The sequence below is a fragment of the Pectobacterium actinidiae genome (genome assembly GCF_000803315.1).
GTDB lineage: Bacteria > Pseudomonadota > Gammaproteobacteria > Enterobacterales > Enterobacteriaceae > Pectobacterium > Pectobacterium actinidiae.
On record NZ_JRMH01000001.1, the window covers coordinates 1,700,600 to 1,719,125 of the forward strand.

18 protein-coding genes are annotated in these 18,526 nt (G+C 53.1%); 10 read left to right on the top strand and 8 right to left on the bottom strand.

Going from position 1 to position 18,526, the window contains the following annotated elements; genetic code table 11:
* Positions 1-121: 121 nt before the first annotated feature.
* The 7 genes from mmuP to pbpG all read left to right on the top strand — a co-directional run bounded on the left by mmuP (position 122) and on the right by pbpG (position 6,037).
* Positions 122-1,534 carry an S-methylmethionine permease gene (gene mmuP / locus KKH3_RS07040; RefSeq protein ID WP_039357419.1) on the top strand — a complete coding sequence of 471 codons (1,413 nt, stop codon included), beginning with the start codon at positions 122-124 and terminating at the stop codon, positions 1,532-1,534.
* Complete coding sequence (mmuM, locus tag KKH3_RS07045; protein ID WP_039357421.1) at positions 1,527-2,474, top strand: homocysteine S-methyltransferase; 948 nt, start codon at positions 1,527-1,529, stop codon at positions 2,472-2,474. Before mmuP ends, mmuM begins: the two co-directional genes overlap by 8 nt.
* A 14-nt stretch (positions 2,475-2,488) precedes the next feature.
* Positions 2,489-3,037 (top strand): hypothetical protein, encoded by a 549-nt coding sequence (locus KKH3_RS07050; RefSeq protein ID WP_039357423.1) that lies wholly within the window; start codon positions 2,489-2,491, stop codon positions 3,035-3,037.
* A 369-nt stretch (positions 3,038-3,406) separates the two neighbouring features.
* Complete coding sequence (gene cyaB / locus KKH3_RS07055; RefSeq protein WP_039357425.1) at positions 3,407-3,949, top strand: class IV adenylate cyclase; 543 nt, start codon at positions 3,407-3,409, stop codon at positions 3,947-3,949.
* 60 nt (positions 3,950-4,009) lie between these two features.
* Positions 4,010-4,366: an FMN-binding protein gene (locus KKH3_RS07060; protein WP_039357428.1), complete on the top strand. Its 357-nt coding sequence runs from the start codon at positions 4,010-4,012 to the stop codon at positions 4,364-4,366.
* A 63-nt stretch (positions 4,367-4,429) separates the two neighbouring features.
* Complete coding sequence (locus KKH3_RS07065; RefSeq protein ID WP_039357431.1) at positions 4,430-4,957, top strand: DUF6622 family protein; 528 nt, start codon at positions 4,430-4,432, stop codon at positions 4,955-4,957.
* Between the two features lie 132 nt (positions 4,958-5,089).
* Positions 5,090-6,037: a D-alanyl-D-alanine endopeptidase gene (gene pbpG / locus KKH3_RS07070; RefSeq protein WP_039357434.1), complete on the top strand. Its 948-nt coding sequence runs from the start codon at positions 5,090-5,092 to the stop codon at positions 6,035-6,037.
* A 74-nt stretch (positions 6,038-6,111) separates the two neighbouring features.
* Here pbpG and KKH3_RS07075 read toward each other — a convergent pair whose 3' ends face one another.
* The 5 genes from KKH3_RS07075 to KKH3_RS07095 form a co-directional block, all read right to left on the bottom strand.
* Positions 6,112-6,798 carry a glutathione S-transferase family protein gene (locus KKH3_RS07075; protein ID WP_039357437.1) on the bottom strand — a complete coding sequence of 229 codons (687 nt, stop codon included), beginning with the start codon at positions 6,796-6,798 and terminating at the stop codon, positions 6,112-6,114.
* 148 nt (positions 6,799-6,946) lie between these two features.
* Positions 6,947-7,717, bottom strand: a complete 771-nt coding sequence (locus KKH3_RS07080; protein WP_039357440.1) for a DeoR/GlpR family DNA-binding transcription regulator — start codon at positions 7,715-7,717, stop codon at positions 6,947-6,949.
* Between the two features lie 31 nt (positions 7,718-7,748).
* Entirely contained in the window at positions 7,749-9,401 is a 1,653-nt protein-coding gene (locus KKH3_RS07085; protein ID WP_039357443.1) for an ABC transporter permease subunit, read from the bottom strand.
* Positions 9,398-10,408 (bottom strand): ABC transporter ATP-binding protein, encoded by a 1,011-nt coding sequence (locus KKH3_RS07090; protein WP_039357447.1) that lies wholly within the window; start codon positions 10,406-10,408, stop codon positions 9,398-9,400. The genes KKH3_RS07085 and KKH3_RS07090 overlap by 4 nt, the downstream gene beginning before the upstream one ends.
* Before the next feature lie 77 nt (positions 10,409-10,485).
* Positions 10,486-11,505, bottom strand: coding sequence for an ABC transporter substrate-binding protein (locus tag KKH3_RS07095; RefSeq protein ID WP_039357450.1), 1,020 nt, complete (start codon positions 11,503-11,505; stop codon positions 10,486-10,488).
* Positions 11,506-11,921: 416 nt separating this feature from the next.
* On the opposite strand from KKH3_RS07095, the gene KKH3_RS07100 reads away from it, so the two are divergent.
* The 3 genes from KKH3_RS07100 to idi all read left to right on the top strand — a co-directional run bounded on the left by KKH3_RS07100 (position 11,922) and on the right by idi (position 16,562).
* Complete coding sequence (locus KKH3_RS07100) at positions 11,922-13,268, top strand: aspartate aminotransferase family protein (protein ID WP_039357453.1); 1,347 nt, start codon at positions 11,922-11,924, stop codon at positions 13,266-13,268.
* 349 nt (positions 13,269-13,617) lie between these two features.
* Positions 13,618-15,924, top strand: coding sequence for a beta-glucosidase BglX (bglX, locus tag KKH3_RS07105; protein WP_039357456.1), 2,307 nt, complete (start codon positions 13,618-13,620; stop codon positions 15,922-15,924).
* A 98-nt stretch (positions 15,925-16,022) separates the two neighbouring features.
* A complete protein-coding gene (gene idi, locus KKH3_RS07110) occupies positions 16,023-16,562 on the top strand; it encodes an isopentenyl-diphosphate Delta-isomerase (protein ID WP_039357460.1) in 540 nt (179 codons plus the stop codon).
* Positions 16,563-16,652: 90 nt separating this feature from the next.
* Here the strand turns inward: idi and KKH3_RS22435 are convergent, their stop codons facing one another.
* The 3 genes from KKH3_RS22435 to KKH3_RS07125 all read right to left on the bottom strand — a co-directional run bounded on the left by KKH3_RS22435 (position 16,653) and on the right by KKH3_RS07125 (position 18,397).
* Positions 16,653-16,760 (bottom strand): membrane protein, encoded by a 108-nt coding sequence (locus KKH3_RS22435; protein ID WP_010297573.1) that lies wholly within the window; start codon positions 16,758-16,760, stop codon positions 16,653-16,655.
* Positions 16,761-16,851: 91 nt separating this feature from the next.
* Positions 16,852-17,499, bottom strand: coding sequence for a LysE family translocator (locus KKH3_RS07120; RefSeq protein WP_039357464.1), 648 nt, complete (start codon positions 17,497-17,499; stop codon positions 16,852-16,854).
* Between the two features lie 52 nt (positions 17,500-17,551).
* Complete coding sequence (locus KKH3_RS07125; RefSeq protein ID WP_039357468.1) at positions 17,552-18,397, bottom strand: helix-turn-helix domain-containing protein; 846 nt, start codon at positions 18,395-18,397, stop codon at positions 17,552-17,554.
* Positions 18,398-18,526: the final 129 nt, after the last annotated feature.

Below are 18,526 nucleotides of genomic sequence, written 5' to 3' on the forward strand. Positions count from 1 at the left end.
GCTGTTCAGATTTAACGCATCTCACCGCTTTCCCTCCAGCCTGTCCTTTACTTTACGAATCGGTTGACGGTATAACACACCATCTATCTGGAAGTTTAGACGTCTATAATGAAAGGTCATCATGGAACAACACGCATCAGGCACGGAAGGGCAGTTTAAGCGCACCATGAAAGCTCGCCACTTGGTGATGCTTTCTCTCGGTGGGGTCATCGGTACCGGCCTGTTTTTCAATACGGGCTACATTATTTCGACGACGGGTGCGGCCGGAACGCTCTTGGCGTATCTGATCGGCGCGCTGGTGGTGTATCTGGTGATGTTGAGTCTGGGCGAGCTGTCCGTTGCCATGCCGGAAACTGGCGCGTTCCATGTGTATGCTTCCCGCTATCTCAGTCCGGCAACGGGCTATACCGTAGCGTGGCTATATTGGCTGACGTGGACGGTTGCGTTGGGCTCTAGCCTGACCGCTGCCGGTTTTTGCATGCAGTATTGGTTCCCGCAGGTGCCGGTCTGGACCTGGTGTTTGCTGTTTTGTGTGCTGATCTATCTGCTGAATATTGTGTCATCCCGCTTCTTTGCCGAAGGGGAGTTCTGGTTCTCTATTGTTAAAGTCGTCACGATTCTTGCCTTTATTGTGCTCGGTGCTGGCGCGATGTTTGGCTTTATTCCGATGCAGGACGGTTCACCTGCGCCGTTCTTCCAGAACATGACTGCGTCTGGCTGGTTTCCACACGGCGGCCTGCCGATTCTGATGACGATGGTGGCGGTGAACTTCGCCTTCTCCGGTACGGAGCTAATCGGCATCGCGGCTGGCGAAACCGAGAATCCGCAGAAGGTGGTGCCAATGGCGATTCGTACTACCGTCGCGCGGCTGGTGATCTTCTTTCTGGGGACGGTGCTTGTACTGGCGGCGATCATCCCGATGGAAGAAGCGGGTATTGCCAAAAGCCCGTTTGTACTGGTGTTTGAAAAGATTGGTATTCCTTACGCTGCCGACATTTTTAATTTCGTGATTTTGACGGCGATCCTGTCGGCGGCTAACTCAGGGCTGTATGCCTCGGGGCGTATGCTGTGGTCGTTGTCTAACGAAGGCACACTACCGCGCCGTTTTTCTCGCCTGACGCGTCGTGGCATTCCGCTCTTTGCCATTTCTATCAGTATGCTGGGCGGGCTGTTGGCGCTGTTCTCCAGCGTGGTTGCACCGGATACCGTTTACGTGGCGCTGTCCGCAATTTCCGGCTTTGCTGTCGTGGCGGTGTGGCTGAGCATCTGCGCATCGCACTATATGTTCCGCCGTCACCATGTCCGCGCGGGAAAACCGCTTTCCGAGCTGCAATATCGTGCCCCTTGGTTCCCGATCACGCCAATTCTTGGCTTCTTGCTGTGCCTGCTGGCCTGCGTCGGGCTGGCGTTTGACCCAAGCCAGCGAATTGCGCTGTGGTGTGGAATTCCGTTTGTCGCGCTGTGCTACGGTGCTTATTATTTCACGCAGTCAATGAAGAAACGTCGATTAACGGGAGTAGAAGACATTGCGTAAAAATACGGTTACCGAAATGCTGGCGACGGCCTCAACGATTGTGCTGGACGGTGCGTTGGCAACCGAACTGGAAACGCGCGGCTGTGACTTAACGGATCCGCTGTGGTCGGCGAAAGTGCTGGTTGAAAATCCGGCGCTGATTTATCAGGTTCATCTCGACTATTTCAACGCCGGGGCGCAGTGTGCGATTACGGCCAGCTATCAGGCGACGCCGCAAGGGTTTGCGGCGCGCGGGTATAGCGAAGTGGAATCACTGGCGCTGATTGCCAAGAGCGTACAACTGGCTGCGCAGGCGCGGGAGGATTACCGGCGCGATAATCCGCAGGCTGGCACGCTGCTGGTCGCGGGGTCGGTGGGGCCGTACGGTGCCTATCTGGCGGATGGTTCGGAGTATCGCGGTGATTATCAACTGCCGCAGGCTGAGATGATGGCGTTTCATCGTCCTCGTATTGCCGCGCTGCATGAGGCGGGAGCCGATCTACTGGCCTGTGAGACGCTGCCGTCTTTTGCCGAGATAGAGGCGCTGATTGCGCTACTGGCCGAGTTCCCTCAGGCGCAGGCCTGGTTCTCCTTTACGCTGCGTGATAGCGAGCATCTCAGCGACGGCACGCCATTGCGCACGGTGCTGGCGCGGGTCAACGCCTGTTCGCAGGTGGTCGCTGTGGGGATCAACTGCATCGCGCTGGAAAATGTCACGCCTGCGCTGACGCATCTGTCCTCGCTGACAGATTTGCCGTTGGTGGTTTATCCCAATTCCGGCGAGCAGTATGATGCGGTAACGAAAACCTGGAGCAGCGCTCACAATGACGTCTGCTCGTTGACCGCGTATTTGCCCGAGTGGCAGGACGCAGGCGCACGCCTGATTGGCGGCTGTTGCCGAACCACGCCTGCGGATATCGCTGGTATTGCACGCTGCTGCCAACACGAGAGCCAGCACTAAATAAAGGGGCCGTGATGGAAAATGAGGTGAATCTGCAACAGGCGTACTCGCTTGCCAGACAGCGCGTTGCGCCGGATGTACCGGTAACGGTACTGTGCATTGGCGAACGGCAGACGACCGTCGTCTGTGGGACGGCATCACAACCGTCGGCAACCCTGCAATTAGCCATCGGTTTTGACAAAACGGCAGCGGCGTTTTTCAAGCATCTTCCCCCAACGCCGGACGAAATGGAGCTGGCAATCATGGCGGTAGAGGATGAAGTGACGCGTATTCGCCACGACATCCCTGCGGATTCTGTTCTGTTTTCTTTCGACCCCGCGTTGGTCACGATCGCACAGATTTCGGGAGTAGAAGAAGAGGACGCAGGCTGGCGGTTGCCGCAGGATGACATGGAGCGAACCTTTAAACGTCTGGAGCGCGTCATGCTGGGGAGTCCGGCGACATGGGAAGCGATTCCGCTAGAGAACGCTTTCTCCGCCCGATTGCTGATTTTGCGTGAATTTATGCACCATCACGGCTTCGATTCTGCACTGATTTTGCTATTACCTGGGGTTACTGCGTGAAGAACTAGCGGTTTTCCCCTTCTGAGCTACTATTAACGGCGGTCAGCGTCCAGCAAGGGTTCTGACCGCATTTTTTTAATGGGACGTCGCTAATGGCATTTATTGCCAAAAAGCTGTGCAGGGGACAGCTGATATCGTAAAGCAATCACGCCGTAATATGCTCGCGGTGACCGGATGTGACAGGACGTAGGGTGTTAATCAAGGAGGATAAAGGACGGCCATTGGGCCATATTATGTTACCTGTATGATCTATTTTGCGGATGACTGAATCATTATTATCTTGAATTTCCGTATGACAGCGTAATAAAACGCTGCTCGATATGGTGGAGAGTCAATTTTATTTCAGGGAATCTAGTGAGGGGAAAGAACATGGTTGAACATTTCACAGGGAAATATGAAGTAGAGCTTAAATTTCGCATCGACGATATAGCTGTTTTCAGGAATACGCTTTTTAGCCTTCATCCCGAGGCTTTCGTCTTTGAAAATAAAGAACATGATGTTTATTACGATGATGCAGAGAATCGCCTGCAACAGCAGCATATCAAAATGCTGGTACGCCGCATGGAACCATCGGGGATAAAACTCTGGATTGTTAAAGGGCCGGGAGCCGATCGCTGCGAAGCGGTTAACGTCGAAGCCTTTGAAAAAACCGACAGCATGCTACAAACGTTAGGGTATAAGCCCCTTTTTGAAATTCATAAAATCCGCAGCATCTACTTTTTAAATTCCTTCCATATTACGCTCGATTATATTGAATCCCTTGGTTATTTCGTGGAAATATCAGTGATGACCGATGATGAAACTCAGTTGAAAGCACTCAGAGATCGGTGTATAGAATGTGCGCTACGGCTTCAATTGTCATTGGATCATATTGAGACGAAATCTTATTATCAATTATTAGGTTTTAATTAATTGTTCTTTTTTGGTTATTGAATTGTTGTTTTTATTATTCTATTTACACACGGGGAAATAATGAAAAAATCTATTTCGGCGGTGATGGTCACGTTAGTGATGGCTTTTTCTCTGTCCGTTCATGGCAGCGATGTGGCGCACTATAAAGACGGCACCTACATCGGTAAAGCGCAGGGTAAGGCCGCAGAGGTTGAGGTCACGGTTAGCATTAAAGACGGGAAGATCGCCAATGCTGAAGTGCTGAAGCATGGCGATACCGAAGCGATGATGCTGAGTGCGACGGATCAAATCGTGCCGGATCTTATTGAGAAGCAGGATATCAACAAGGTGGATGCGGTAACGGGCGCAACGTTATCGAGTCAGGGGGTGATTAACGCGGTGAAACAGGCGTTGGAACAGGCCAAAATCACCCCGTAGTCGCACCGGTTGTTGGCTATCACCGTTGATGAAGGCCACATTGATCAAGGAAATAGTACAGCCGTGGAAAACCTGCTGATTATTCTGCGTCACACGCCTTATTGGGTGTGGATCGTGTTGGGTTACCTGATTTATGCTGGCGTAAAAGCCAGCCAGCCGCGACAGCAATCGCTGGTACGCATGCTAGTTGTGCCGATGGTTTTCATCGTGTGGGGTATCAGCGCGATTTTTCATACGCTGATGCTCCCGCTTGCGGCGGCGGGAGGATTTCTGCTGGCGTTGCTCATTGGGCTGGGCATCGGATGGGCGTGGGGGAAGAGGTCAGGAACCTATCTGCCGGAATTGCGCTGTTTTCAACGCACTGGTTCGTGGTGGCCGCTGATCTTGATGCTGTCGACGTTTTGTTCTCGTTTCTACTTTTCCGTCCAGTTGGCTCGGTTTCCGGCACTGGCGCATGATCCCGTATTTTGCCTGCTGTCCGGTGCGGCAAGTGGGATTACTGCGGGGATATTCAGCGGCATCAGCCTGTATTTGCTTAACCACATGCGCAAAATAAGACCGTCTCTGGCGCAATACGATAGAAAACAGTAGGTTACTATAATCGTTTGTCAAAATTTGTCACAAAGCTTTTTCTGCTGCATGAGTGCGTGGGAAAGGGCGGTAAATTATAATGCCGGTGCCCATCCCTTTCATTTAACAGAATACTGTTTAAGTTATTGAAGAATGACTAAAAATTTTAAGCTTTCTCTTTTTGGCCTGTTGTTGCTGTCAACCCATGCTGTGATGTTGCCTCAGGCTGTGGCGAAAGCGCCAACGTATTCCGCTGGCACTGCGCATCAGGAAATTGCTTCCGGTAGCGCGATGGTGGTGGATTTACGTGATAACCACATCCTGTATTCCAGTAATCCTGATGTGGTGGTGCCGATTGCTTCGGTGACAAAACTGATGACGGCGCTGGTGGTGCTGGATGCCAATCAGCCGCTGGATGAAATCATCTCTGTCGATATCAGCCAGACGAAAGAAATGAAAGGGGTCTACTCGCGCGTTCGTCTGAACAGTGAGATCAGCCGCCGCGACATGCTGCTACTGGCGCTGATGTCATCCGAGAACCGTGCGGCGGCTAGCCTGGCACACCACTACCCAGGCGGCTATCAGGCCTTTATCCGCGCGATGAATGCGAAAGCGCGCGCGTTGGGTATGGCCCACACGCGTTATGTGGAGCCGACCGGGTTGTCCATCAATAATGTCTCGACCGCCCGCGACCTTACCAAGCTTTTGATTGCCAGCAAACAATATCCGCTGCTGGGTCAGCTCAGTACCACACAGGAGAAAACGGCGACGTTCTCTCATCCGGCGTACAGCCAACCGTTCAGAAATACGAACCACCTGGTCTATAAAGCGGACTGGAGCATTCAACTGACTAAAACGGGCTTCACGAATCAGGCGGGACACTGTCTGGTGATGCGTACGGTCATTAATCAGCGACCTGTTGCGCTGGTGGTGTTGGATGCCTTCGGTAAATATACGCACTTTGCGGATGCTAACCGCCTGCGTAAGTGGATGGAAACCGGTAAGGTCAGCGAGGTGCCTGCTGCCGCGTTGAGCTATAAGAAACAAAAATCGCTGGCTTCTCGTCAACCGCAGAGCATAGCGAGTATCGAAACGGAATAATCAATCCCCCCTTCCTGATGTTTGGGAAGGGGATGTTTTGACGGTGGTCAAACGTGCCACCGCCTGCATCCCTATCACGCGCAAGCGCGTAAATCTTCAATCACTTCACCCGCTTTTTTCACTTCTTCTTCATGCTCGTCTTCACGCCAGGTTTCCGCTAAGGCATCCTCTAGCCAACGCTGCATGGCGGGCTGCGCTAACAGATGATCGCAATAGGCGGCGGCTTCCGGTGAAACGGGAAGCTGGTAGGTGTGGATACGGAAGACAACCGGCGCAAAGAAGGCATCTACCGCCGAAAACTGTTTCCCTGCCAGAAACGGCCCGCCAAAACGTGTCAATCCTTCCTGCCATAGTTCGCCAATGCGGTTAATGTCGCTGCTGAGCGCTGGGGGGATATCGCTCATTTTGACGCGCACCCCGCAGCTCATGGCGCAGATGTTACGCAGTGCGGTATAGCCAGAATGCATCTCGGCTGCGGCACAGCGTGCCCAGGCTCGGGGTTTGGCATCGGCAGGCCAGACGCCAGGGTGTTGCTCAGCCAGATATTCGGTAATCGCCAAGGAATCCCATACCGTGATCTCGCCGTCGATCAGACAGGGGACTTTTGCCGTCGGCGAAAAGGCCTTAAATGCTGGCTGTGCCATACCCGGCGCAAAGGCAACCTGCTTCTCTTCGAAAGGAATCGACAGTGTTTTCAACAGCACCCACGGACGCAGTGACCAGGACGAATAGTTTTTATTGGCGATGTACAACTGATACATGTCTGATGCTCCTTGTGTTAACGAAGCGTTAGCATTAGCACGAAAGTTGACAGAAATCATCTCTCATCTCGCTGTCAGCACGCGGTGTTTGCCGGTCTGGAAAGGCTGTGGGCGATGAACGGCGGTAGGAACCGTTCATCGCCTGTCGTCAGACGATAATGACCTGTTGGCAATGCGTCTGTAGTAATGACAGCTCCGGTTTATCTGCACTGGAAAGATCGGTCACGACGATGTCGATTTCCGGTATGGTGGCGTAGACAACCCGACTGGTGACGCCGACCTTGCTATGGTCTGCGAGAATAATTCGCGTTCGGGCATGTTGCACCATGGCTCTGGCGATGGCGGCTTCATGATGCGCAAAACTGCTGGCACCGGAGGCCGCATCCACACCGACCGGAGAAAGGAGTGCCACGTCAGCACGATAGCGCTGTAGTTCATTGACCGTGATATCGCCGCTGGTTGCCTGTGCTGACGCACCCATGTATCCGCCGAGTAATATCACGCTATGTTGGGCGACCGATTCTGTCGCGGTGAGTTTCTGTGCCACGGTCAGACTATTGGTAATGACCGTCATCCCCGGCATGGAGAGCAACTCGTCGGCGAGCAGAGAGGTGGTGCTCCCCGAGTCAATAAACAGCGTTTGCCCGGCTTTTAACTGCTGCACCGCGGCACGGGCAATGGCCTGCTTCTCTTTTTCTCGCACGGTATTGCGAATGGACAACGGCAGTTCTGGTTCCTGCGTGGTTGCCACAATCCCACCGTGGACGCGTCGCAACGCGCCTGCGGCTTCCAACTTCAGGATATCGCGCCGTACCGTTTCCCGTGACACACCGAGATGTTGAATGATTTTCTCGGTGCTCACCCGGTTTAATGTCGAGAGCAGGGCCTGTATACGATGTAAGCGCGTTTCTTCTAACATAGCTGTCCATTTTTTGGGGTTCTGACGCTGGCTAAACTGATTGCCGTTTCACTGTCACAAGATGCAGAAGGAGTGCAGTCATCGCCACAATGCCCATGATACAGGTCGAAAAGGCGGCAGCCTGTGACGTGAAGCCTGCTTCATCCAGACGCATAACGCTGACGGCACCTAAAGGCAACGACGGTGTGACCAAAAAAATCACCGCTGACAGTGTAACCATTGAGCGCATGAATAAAAACATGGCGACCGAAATCAGCGTGACGCGCATGGCTGGCAGATAAACATCACGTAGAATACGGACGACACCGCCGCCTAATACGGTGGTGGCATCTTCCATCGCGTGCGGAACGTTGCGTATGCCCATCATCATCGTGGTATAGCCTTGTGTGTGATAGTGGTAATAATTGCAGAGTGCCACCAGCAGTGCAGATCCGTAGAGCATACCCCAGGGTAGATCGGCCGTATTGAACGTAAACACGTAAGATAATCCCAATACCAGACCAGGAACGGCAACAGGCAGGGCGCTGAGCAGCACGGCGGCGTTGGCAACTTTTCCCGGCTGGCGGTGAATACCGAAGGTGAGCAGGAAGAGCAGTGCGGTGCCAACCACTGCCGCCAGTGCAGAAATCCAGACCGATGTCCAAAGCGGCGTGTAGCCACCTGCGAGATCGATGTCGTAATGTTTGAGTGTCAAATCCAGACGATACGGCCAGAGGCGTATCATGCTGGCGATAATGACGGTGCCAATCACGGCGACAATTGTGAGGGCGATTGTCATGGCTGCCAGATAGAACGACATATCGCGGATGCGCAGCGGCTGTGGAACATGCGGAATGGCCGCTTGTGTTCCTATCGCTTTTTGTCGTCTGGCGGTCGCGCGTTCTATCCAGATAGAAGCGGCTGCGGGCAGCAAGAGTAAAATCCCGACGACGGCTCCCATGCCGAATTTCATCTGGCCGCTGACCTGACTGTAGATCTCCGTCGCCAGTACCGAAAAGTTGCCGCCGATGACAATCGCGTTGCCGAAATCCGTGATCGTGATGGTAAAGATGACAAACGCGGCGCTCAGCAGGCCGTATCGTAGTCCGGGGAGGGTGATGTCCAGAAACTGTCGCCAGTCGGATGCGCCCAGAACGTTAGCCGCCTCATACTGGCGGGTATCGCTATGGCGTAGCGTGGTGCGGATGATCAAAATTGCCTGTGGCAGCGCGTACAGAACGTTGGCGATCAATAGCCCCCAAAAGCCATAAATATCCAATCGCATACCGAGAAGGTTGCCAATAATGCCATTTCTGCCCAGCAGAAAAATCAATCCCAGTCCCAACACCAGCGAAGGCGCAAGAATAGGAAGCGCGCTCGCAAAAGCGATAAAACGCTTCGCGGGCATCGCTGTACACTCCAGCCCGTAGGCGACAATGAATCCCAACAGCAGGGTAACCAGCGTTGTAACAATACCGAGCAGCAGGCTGTTTGCTGTCGCACGCCAGATGCCTGGCGAGTCCATCAGCGCCAGATAGTTTGCTAATCCCACGGTGCCATTTCTGTCGTCGAGAAGGCTATGCCAGACGATGCTTAGCATCGGTATACCGAAAAACATCAGCAGTGCCAGCAGCGGGATCCACAGGCACAGGCGTGAAAGCCAACGATCGCTGGCCGTTTGTGGCGGGAGAATGGATTGATTCATGCTTGCACCCAGGCACAGTCTTCTGCGCGAATAGAGAGATGAATAGCGTCACCAGGGGACCAGTTGACGGCGCTGCTGGTCTCGACTAATAGTGGTTGCGACTTCCACATCACCTGCACGCGCTGAATGCTGCCGAGGAAGCTGGTATTGATGACCCGGCCTTCTGCGCCTTCTGCTTTATGGAGGGCGATCCGTTCCGGTCGGATAAATAATTCGGCGTCTTCCGGTAGCGTAGGATCCTGTGCTACCGCGAGCAGTTCCGGCATACAGGCGTTGACGACATCGCGCGATAATAAATTACTGTGTCCCATGAATTCGGCAACGAAACGCGTACGTGGGCTGGTATAAAGCTCGTACGGTGTTCCTTCCTGCACAATCCGACCACCGTGCATACAAATGATCTTGTCCGCCATGCTCATCGCTTCTTCCTGATCGTGGGTGACCATCAGCGTGGGAATGCCCAGCCGTTGTTGCACGTCGCGCAGTTCTTGACGCAGTCCGGCACGTACGCGCGCATCCAGTGCTGAAAGGGGTTCGTCCAGCAAGAGCAAGGAAGGGTTGACGGCCAGCGCGCGCGCAATCGCCACGCGCTGCTGTTGCCCTCCAGACAGTTGATTAGGGTAACGATCGCCAAATCCACTCAGGCGCACGGTATCCAGCAAGTCACTCACGCGAGCGGCGATTTCCTCTGCCGGGGTCTGGCGGATTTTTAGGCCATAACCAATATTTTGTGCAATCGTCATGTGGGGAAAGAGTGAGTAGGACTGAAATACGATGCCAAAGCCCCGTTCTTTCGCCGGCACGTTAACCAGATCGCGGTCGTCCAGCGTGATTTTCCCCCCATCGCAGCTTAGCAATCCGGCAATGATGCGCAGCAATGTTGTTTTGCCACAGCCGCTTGGCCCAAGGAGGCAGACAAATTCGGCATTTTCGATCGACAAATTGATACGGTCGAGAGCGACATAACCCTCAAAGCTTTTATAAAGATTTTGAATAACCAGTGCCATGAATGCGACCTCTTAATTACGTCTGCCGCGCAGGCGGAAGTGTGCGACGCGGCAGTTTCTGGAGCGAATACAGACCACTATCGGCCGATGGATTTTTGCCAGGTTGCCAGTGTGGCATCACGATCATTGGCGCTTTTGGTGAAATCCACAGGGTAGAGTACGTGGGTGAGATCGGCGGGCAGACCGGCCATTTGCGCGGCTTTAGACTGCTCAACGCCAGGTATTGTCACGATCTCTTTGTATTTGGTGTATAGCGCGGCAGCATTGCTAGAAAGCGTCCAGTCAAGGAAGCGTTTAGCATCCGGTTTGTTCTTTGCCGAGGCCATCAGGGCGGAGGCTTCCAGTTCATAGCCTGCACCATCGTTTGGGATCACCATCTTGACGGGGTAGCCTTCTTCAATGGATTGCATGGCGGCGAAGGCCAGCGATACGCCAATAGCATATTCACCTGTACGTGCGGCTTTACACGGACGCGAGCCTGACTTGGTGTATTGGGCGATGTTGCCATCCAGCGATTTCAGAAAGGCCCAGCCGTTTTGTTCCCCTTTCGCTTGCAGCAGTGCGGCGATTTGCAGATAGCCGGTGCCGGATGACACCGGGTTTGGCATCACAATTTCGCCCTTATAGACAGGATTGGTCAGATCCTGCCAGGACGCGGGGACAGGAAGATTCTTGGCCTTGAGCGCTTCGGTATTGACACAAAAGGCGGCCATATAGCCCGTTGCCGCAAACCACTTGTGATCGGGGGAGCGATAGGTCGCAGCGAGGTTGTCACTGCCTTTGGCATCGTAGGGTTCCAATAATGCAGACAGACGCGGATCCATCACGCTGGTGACTGCCCAGCCCCAAATAACGTCATGTTGCGGATTTTTGGATTCGGCCAAAATGCGCGGGCCGAGATCGCCAGTGGACAAGCGCAGCACGTTAATGGTCACATCGGGCAAATCTTTCTTGGCCTGCGCGACGTAATCTTTAATCTCATCTTCTTCCAACGAGGTGTAGACCGTGATGGTACCAGCGTGTGCCACTGCGTTAACCAGTGTGGCACCGGTAAGCGCAGCGATCAGACTGATACGGCGCAATGAAAATCGGTTCATAAACGTTCCCCTACGGTTTTAGAAAAGGTTGGCATCGGTTTTCCCCTCGCTTCGAATCAGTTGGTTACCTGTTCTGTGTATTTTTGTGTTTATTGCGAGTGGTCTGAGGTTTTAGCACTAATCGTGCCATTTTCTGATCTGACAGCGAGTGTCATTTAAATTGTTTTATTTCTTAAATGCTTATTGGGTTTTATTCGCAGTCACCCATCAGGGGGTATCTGCGTTGAGGTCGTTAATGTGTTTTTGTGACAGGTTTATTGCACTTTTTTGGTGTTTTTGTGCATCAAGAAAGTGCATTTTTTTGTATTTGTGTATTTTATTGCTTTTGGTGTAGTGTGGACGTTATCTGAACATACCGATGCGTTTTATTCAGGTGATACGCCGTCGGGCCACAACCTTGTATATCAGGAGTCATTATGGCGACACGCTCAACCATCATGGATACCAATAGCTTTCGCGCTGAACATGCGGAGACGCTGGATGAAGACACGCGTAAACTAACCAACAAACGCGCCCAGGTGTTAGGGGACTCCTATCGTTTGTTCTACCGTAATCCGGTACATCTGGTTCGGGGGGAGGGGCAATACTTGTGGGATGCCAGCGGACATAAGTATCTGGATGTCTACAATAATGTTGCCAGTATTGGGCATTGTCACCCTGCGGTCATCGAGGCCGTTAACGAACAAATGCGTCTGCTCAACACGCATACCCGCTATTTACATGAACGTATTCTGGATTACTCTGCGGATATTCTTAGCACGGTGCCTTCTGCCATCAACAAAGCGATGTATATGTGTACCGGGTCGGAGGCTAACGATCTGGCGATCCGGGTGGCTCGAGCCTACAGCGGTGGGACAGGCATTATTGTGAGCCGTGAAGCCTATCACGGGACGAGCGAACTGACGTCTGGCGCCTCACCCGCGCTCGGAAGCGGGCAGCCTCTGGCGGCGACAACGCGTCTTGTACCCGCGCCCGACCGCTATCGGGTCAACGCGCCCGATCTAGGCGCGTGGTTTGCACAGCAGATACAACTGCAAATTGATGATATGGCGGCGAACGGCATTAAATTCGCCGGTTTTATGGCTGATTCCATTTTTTCCTCAGATGGCGTGTTGCCTGGGCCAGCTGGCTACCTGAAAGCGGCGATTGACGTGGTTCATGCCAATGGTGGGATTTTCATCGCGGATGAGGTTCAGCCTGGTTTTGCCCGCACAGGCGAGCATTTCTGGGGATTTGGACGGCATGGCATCGTGCCTGATGTTGTCACGTTGGGTAAACCAATGGGTAACGGCATACCGGTGTCGGCACTGTTGGCAAAAGCGGACGTATTGGCGGCATTCAGCGACGAGATTCCTTATTTTAATACCTTTGGTGGAAATCCGGTGTCGATCGCGGCAGCGCAGGCGGTGTTACGCGTTATTCGCGAGGAAGGTTTGCAAGAGCATAGCCGTACTGTCGGGGATAAATTGCAGCGGGAATTGGCGCTGTTGTCCGATCGTCATGCGTGTGTTGGCGATGTCCGCGGCGCGGGGTTGTTTATCGGCTTTGAGCTGGTCAGCGATCGAGAAACAAAAACGCCGGATAAAGCGCTGGCACTGGATGTTGTTGAACATCTTCGCGCTGAACGGGTGCTCACGTCGGTTGCGGGTCCGCATGGAAATGTACTGAAGTTACGCCCACCTTTGGCCTTTCAGGAACATGATATCGACTGGCTGGTTGGGGCGCTCGACCGGGCTTTACGCGCACAATCACCTCGACGCTAATTCTCCCTGATGCGCATGCGTCGGCAGTTGTCCGCCGCATGTGCTTTCACGCTGTTCGCTTATTTCCCTGTCACCGCCCAGGTTGAATGTCAGTTTTGCGCATTGTCTAGCATAATTCTTGCAGTTTTTATTAAATGAAACCTCAATAAATGCACTATATTACGCGCTGTGCATTTGAGTGCGTCGGTGCGGCAACCATTATCGGGAAGCCTTATTTGCTTAAGGCAGGAGAAGGTGTTTTACGCCTTGTCAGAGAAGGGATGTGACCGTCGGAATCTTCAACCTGTCTTGTGCTTCAGCATGCTGTTCTAACGCTCTGACGCCTGGATTGACTGGGTCTTTATAACGAATGAAATGGCTTACTTCACTGACTATAGCAATTGGACTTGCTTGTAATCCGGCGTTTGCGCAGGAGTTGACGTCTGCGCCGGCATCAATATCGCCTTCACATCAGCAACGCGATGCGTTCGTCACGGATCTGCTGAAGAAAATGACGCTGGAAGAGAAGATCGGTCAGCTCCGATTAATCAGCGTCGGGACGGATAATCCGAAAGAAGCCATTCGGGAAATGATCAGAAACGGCCAGGTTGGCGCGATTTTTAATACGGTAACCCGCCCAGACATTCGAGCGATGCAGGATCAGGTCATGCAGCTCAGCCGCCTGAAGATTCCCCTGTTTTTTGCCTACGATGTGGTACACGGGCAGCGCACTATTTTTCCTATCGCACTGGGGCTGGCCTCTAGCTGGGATATGGACGCGATTGCGAAAAGCGCACGCGTAGCGGCCTACGAGGCGACAGAAGACGGTCTGAACATGACCTGGGCGCCGATGGTGGATATCACCCGCGATCCGCGCTGGGGTCGCGTGTCGGAAGGCTTCGGTGAAGACACCTGGCTGACCAGCAAAATTGCTGGTGTAGTCGTCAAATCGTTTCAGGGTGATGACGTCACTGCGCGCCACTCGCTGATGACCAGCGTAAAACACTACGCACTCTACGGTGCGGTGGAAGGCGGACGCGACTATAACACCGTGGACATGAGCCCTCAGCGTATGTTCCAGGACTATATGCCGCCTTACAAAGCGGCGATTGACGCAGGCAGCAGCGGCGTGATGGTCGCATTGAACTCAATCAACGGTACGCCAGCCACCTCAAATAGCTGGCTGCTGAAAGAGGTTCTGCGCGATCAGTGGAATTTCAAAGGCATCACCATCACCGATCACGGTGCGATTAAAGAGCTGATTAAGCACGGCGTTGCCAGCGATCCGCGTGATGCATCGCGTCTGGCGGTGAAGTCCGGTATTGGCATGAGCATGAGCGACGAGTATTTCGTGCGCTATCTGCCTGAACTGGTGAAAAGCGGGGCGGTGAGCGTGCAGGAGATCGACGATGCCTGCCGTCAGGTGCTGAACGTGAAATATGATATGGGGCTGTTTGAAGATCCTTATCGTCACTTGGGGCCAGTCGGTTCCGATCCGGTAGATACTAATGCGGAAAGTCGCTTACACCGTCTGGATGCGCGTGATGTGGCGCGTAAAAGTCTGGTGCTGTTGAAAAACCGTCTGCAAACGCTGCCGCTGAAGAAAGAAGGCACCATTGCCGTGGTGGGACCATTGGCCGACAGCCAGCGCGATACAATGGGAAGCTGGTCTGCCGCTGGCGTCACGAAACAGACGATTACCGTCTATCAGGGCTTGAAGAATGCCGTCGGCGATAAAGCCACCATTCTCTATGCTAAAGGTGCCAACGTCAGTAATCACAAAGGGATTATCGATTTCCTCAATCAGTATGAAGATGCGGTTCAGGTGGATAAGCGTCCGCCACAGGTGATGATTGATGAAGCGGTCGCAGCAGCTAAGAAGGCCGATGTCGTCGTCGCCGTTGTTGGTGAAGCAGCCGGGATGGCACATGAAGCGTCCAGCCGTTCGAACATCGACCTGCCGCAGGGTCAGCGCGATCTGATTGCGGCGCTGAAAGCTACGGGTAAACCACTGGTTCTGGTGCTAATGAACGGACGTCCTCTGGCGTTGGTGCGTGAAGATCAGCAGGCCGATGCGATACTGGAAACCTGGTTCAGCGGTACGGAAGGCGGCAACGCGATCGCTGATGTGTTGTTTGGCGACTATAACCCATCTGGCAAGCTGCCGATGTCCTTCCCACGTTCCGTCGGCCAGATCCCGATTTATTACAATCACCTGCCGTCAGGCCGTCCTTACACGCCGGAGAATCCAGGCAAGTATACGTCTCACTATTACGACGAGGCTAATGGGCCGCTCTATCCGTTCGGTTACGGCCTGAGCTACACCACTTTCAGCGTGTCAGATGTGCGTTTATCCAGCCAGACGATGAAGCGTAATGGAACGATCAACGCCAGCGTGACGGTGAAAAACACCGGCAGTCGTGCAGGGGAAACGGTAGTTCAACTGTATGTGCATGATGTGGTGGCTTCTATCAGCCGCCCACTGAAAGAGCTGCGTGGCTTTGAGAAAGTGATGTTACAGCCGGGAGAATCCCGTACTGTCACCTTCACGCTCGATCAGGACGCTCTGAAGTTCTACAATGCTCGTATGCAGCAGGTGGTGGAACCTGGCAAATTCGATGTGATGATTGGGTTGGATTCACAGCGCGTGAAGAGCGACAGCTTCACCCTGCTATAATGATGTTCGTCTCGCCGCCAAAAACTCCGGCGGCGAGATGAATGACGATGATCGTAATACAGATATGGCCGGAGAATCAGGTATTGCAGGAGAAAGGTATGCCGTTGACTGAAGTCGTGCTGGTTGATGAAAATGACAGGCCAACGGGCGTAATGGAGAAGCAGGAAGCGCATGTAAAAGGTGTATTACATCGTGCGATTACCGTCTATATCTTTAACTCTCGCCAGCAGTTGTTATTACAGCAGCGTGCGGAGGGGAAGTATCACAGTGGCGGTCTATGGAGCAATACCTGCTGTAGCCATCCAGCACCCGGTGAAGACACGTTGCAGGCGGCACATCGCCGTTTGTATGAAGAGATGGGATTGCGCTGTGCGCTGACGCCGATGTTTACCCTGACCTATCGTTTACCGCTGGATAACGGGCTGATTGAGCATGAACTGGGACATGTGTATTTTGGCGTGACGGACGACGTTCCGCAGATGAATCCCGATGAAGTGTCGAGCTATGAATACCAGTCGATAGACGACATTGCACAGCGGATGGTGATGACGCCCGAACAGTTTACCGCCTGGTTCCAACTGACCTTCGCACGTATTCCTGATTACTGGCAGACGTTTCAGTCTGAGCAATCGTATTAGTCTGAAGAGCCGCGCGAATTGCCGCGTTTTCGTGCGGCACAATTTGCGTGATGGGGCGAGTCGCGTAATCGGGTTAGTGGTACGAAAGCCTCAGCCCGCGTGCTCGATAATAATGTAGCCCACCAGCATCATGCCAGACATACCGCCTAAGGCGAGTAGGGCAAAAAGACCGATAATGCCGATTTTTTGAAGAGTCATCAGGTTATCCTTTTGTTAACTGCTCCGAATTATAATGCCTTCAGCCTGTGAAACAAGGCCGAAACGCTCCCCGTTTTTTAAATACACCGCATTACCGAAATAAAAGCAGCAGGCCAAAAAACATCAGAATGACACCAGCTCCGCGCTCAATCGGGTTCAACCAGCGCGTTAAACGCTGTTGTATCAGCGGGCGAGCAATCAGCACGGCTATCAAGAGATCCCACACCAGAACCACAGAAAACATCCAGCTACCGCTGACGAATTGCTGCGTAGGCGTGACGTGTTGCCCAAGAATACTGGTCATCAGGCTGATGTAGAACAGCATATTTTTGGGGTTTAACAGCGCTGAACCGAGTCCCAGTAGGATCTGCTTGCGTAGCGTCGGACAACGATCTGACGGCTGTTCCGCCTGTAGCGATAGCACAGAACGACTTTTCACTAACTGGTAGCCAACCCAGAGCAGATACCCCGCCCCGGCTAATTCGATGAGGGTAAAAAGCGTGGGTGAATGTTGGATGCCTGCCCAGCCGAACGCAGCCAGAAGAATGTAAATGCCGTTGCCCAGCGCGATGCCCAGACAAATTCCCGCACTGCCGCGCAGTCGGTAGCGAATGGCGTAGGCCGTCAGCAGGAAGAAGTCTGGACCCGGGCTCAGTAGCGCCACAAAATGCGCCAGCGCCAGAGCAGGAAAGTGGGGCGGAAAGAGAGAATCGGCGGAAAAAAGGGTATTAATGAACATGCTATTTCTGACCTCGATAAGTAATCGAGGTCAGTCTAGACAAGGTGTTCGGCTATTTATTGTCAAATATTGATCGCGCGTACTGACCGGGTGTCGCGGCGGTGTATTGCACAAACGTTTTGTGGAAATGGCTTTGATCGCAGAAGCCGCTTTGATAGCTGGCATCAACCAGCGTTGTGCCCTGTTTCAGCAGCGATTTGGCATATTCAATGCGGGCATTATTTAGGTATGCCATCGGTGTGAGGCCGGTATCGTGACGAAACTGTCGCACGATGGTTTCACGTCGCAGGTTCAACTCCTTCGCCAGCGTTTCCAGCGAGGGCGATTCTTGCAAATTATTCAGCAGACGCTCGCGTACGTGGTGCGTCGTGGTTTGCGACACCTGATGGGGTGATGTAGATAAACAGGACGCGGCAGGCTGACAATATTGCCGCCAAATCGGCTCCAGCATCGCGTTGAGATGATTTTCTGCCGACGCTATTTCTCCCCGATACAACAGTGTTACTACGTGCTGATAGTGCATAAACAGTGTGGGATCGCGCAGGATAACGCGGTTACAACGCAAGGTATCCGCCTGATAACCACAGTGAGTCGCGATCTGATCGAGACACCATTCGGTATCCAGATAAAGCATGTGATAACTGCGCGTTCTGCCAGGAAGTGGGTTACAGCTGTGCGGCTGTTGAGGATCGATGAAAATCAGATCGCCAACCTGTAAGTGGTGGGTTTCGTTGCGGTAATGGCAAAGTGTTTCGCCGTGTTCTATCGCCCCAATCGAGAATTGTGCATGGCTGTGTGTTTTATAGGCGTGGCTACTATTGCGTGTGCTACGGCTTTCAACATGCGGTAACCGTGGCGAAAACCAGTACGATTGGTTAATGGCGTGGACTGAAGACATAATTTACCGAAGCTATTGTTTACGAAAATAGCGTTTACCGCTCGCGGCACAGATAGGGTTTTACACTAATCGCTGGGCGGAAGATTGTCGAGATCGGAATTGCCGCGAGCGTGATATCGGCTGACGCCG

Bases quoted from the DNA above. Each gene is read 5' to 3' on its own strand.
- KKH3_RS07095 (WP_039357450.1), bottom strand. From the start codon at position 11,505: ATGAACCGATTTTCATTGCGCCGTATCAGTCTGATCGCTGCGCTTACC.
- idi (WP_039357460.1), top strand. From the start codon at position 16,023: ATGCCGTTGACTGAAGTCGTGCTGGTTGATGAAAATGACAGGCCAACG.
- cyaB (WP_039357425.1), top strand. From the start codon at position 3,407: ATGGTTGAACATTTCACAGGGAAATATGAAGTAGAGCTTAAATTTCGC.
- bglX (WP_039357456.1), top strand. From the start codon at position 13,618: ATGAAATGGCTTACTTCACTGACTATAGCAATTGGACTTGCTTGTAAT.
- KKH3_RS07075 (WP_039357437.1), bottom strand. From the start codon at position 6,798: ATGTATCAGTTGTACATCGCCAATAAAAACTATTCGTCCTGGTCACTG.
- KKH3_RS07120 (WP_039357464.1), bottom strand. From the start codon at position 17,499: ATGTTCATTAATACCCTTTTTTCCGCCGATTCTCTCTTTCCGCCCCAC.
- KKH3_RS22435 (WP_010297573.1), bottom strand. From the start codon at position 16,760: ATGACTCTTCAAAAAATCGGCATTATCGGTCTTTTTGCCCTACTCGCC.
- KKH3_RS07085 (WP_039357443.1), bottom strand. From the start codon at position 9,401: ATGAATCAATCCATTCTCCCGCCACAAACGGCCAGCGATCGTTGGCTT.
- KKH3_RS07125 (WP_039357468.1), bottom strand. From the start codon at position 18,397: ATGTCTTCAGTCCACGCCATTAACCAATCGTACTGGTTTTCGCCACGG.
- KKH3_RS07050 (WP_039357423.1), top strand. From the start codon at position 2,489: ATGGAAAATGAGGTGAATCTGCAACAGGCGTACTCGCTTGCCAGACAG.
- pbpG (WP_039357434.1), top strand. From the start codon at position 5,090: ATGACTAAAAATTTTAAGCTTTCTCTTTTTGGCCTGTTGTTGCTGTCA.
- KKH3_RS07080 (WP_039357440.1), bottom strand. From the start codon at position 7,717: ATGTTAGAAGAAACGCGCTTACATCGTATACAGGCCCTGCTCTCGACA.
- KKH3_RS07090 (WP_039357447.1), bottom strand. From the start codon at position 10,408: ATGGCACTGGTTATTCAAAATCTTTATAAAAGCTTTGAGGGTTATGTC.
- KKH3_RS07060 (WP_039357428.1), top strand. From the start codon at position 4,010: ATGAAAAAATCTATTTCGGCGGTGATGGTCACGTTAGTGATGGCTTTT.
- mmuP (WP_039357419.1), top strand. From the start codon at position 122: ATGGAACAACACGCATCAGGCACGGAAGGGCAGTTTAAGCGCACCATG.
- KKH3_RS07100 (WP_039357453.1), top strand. From the start codon at position 11,922: ATGGCGACACGCTCAACCATCATGGATACCAATAGCTTTCGCGCTGAA.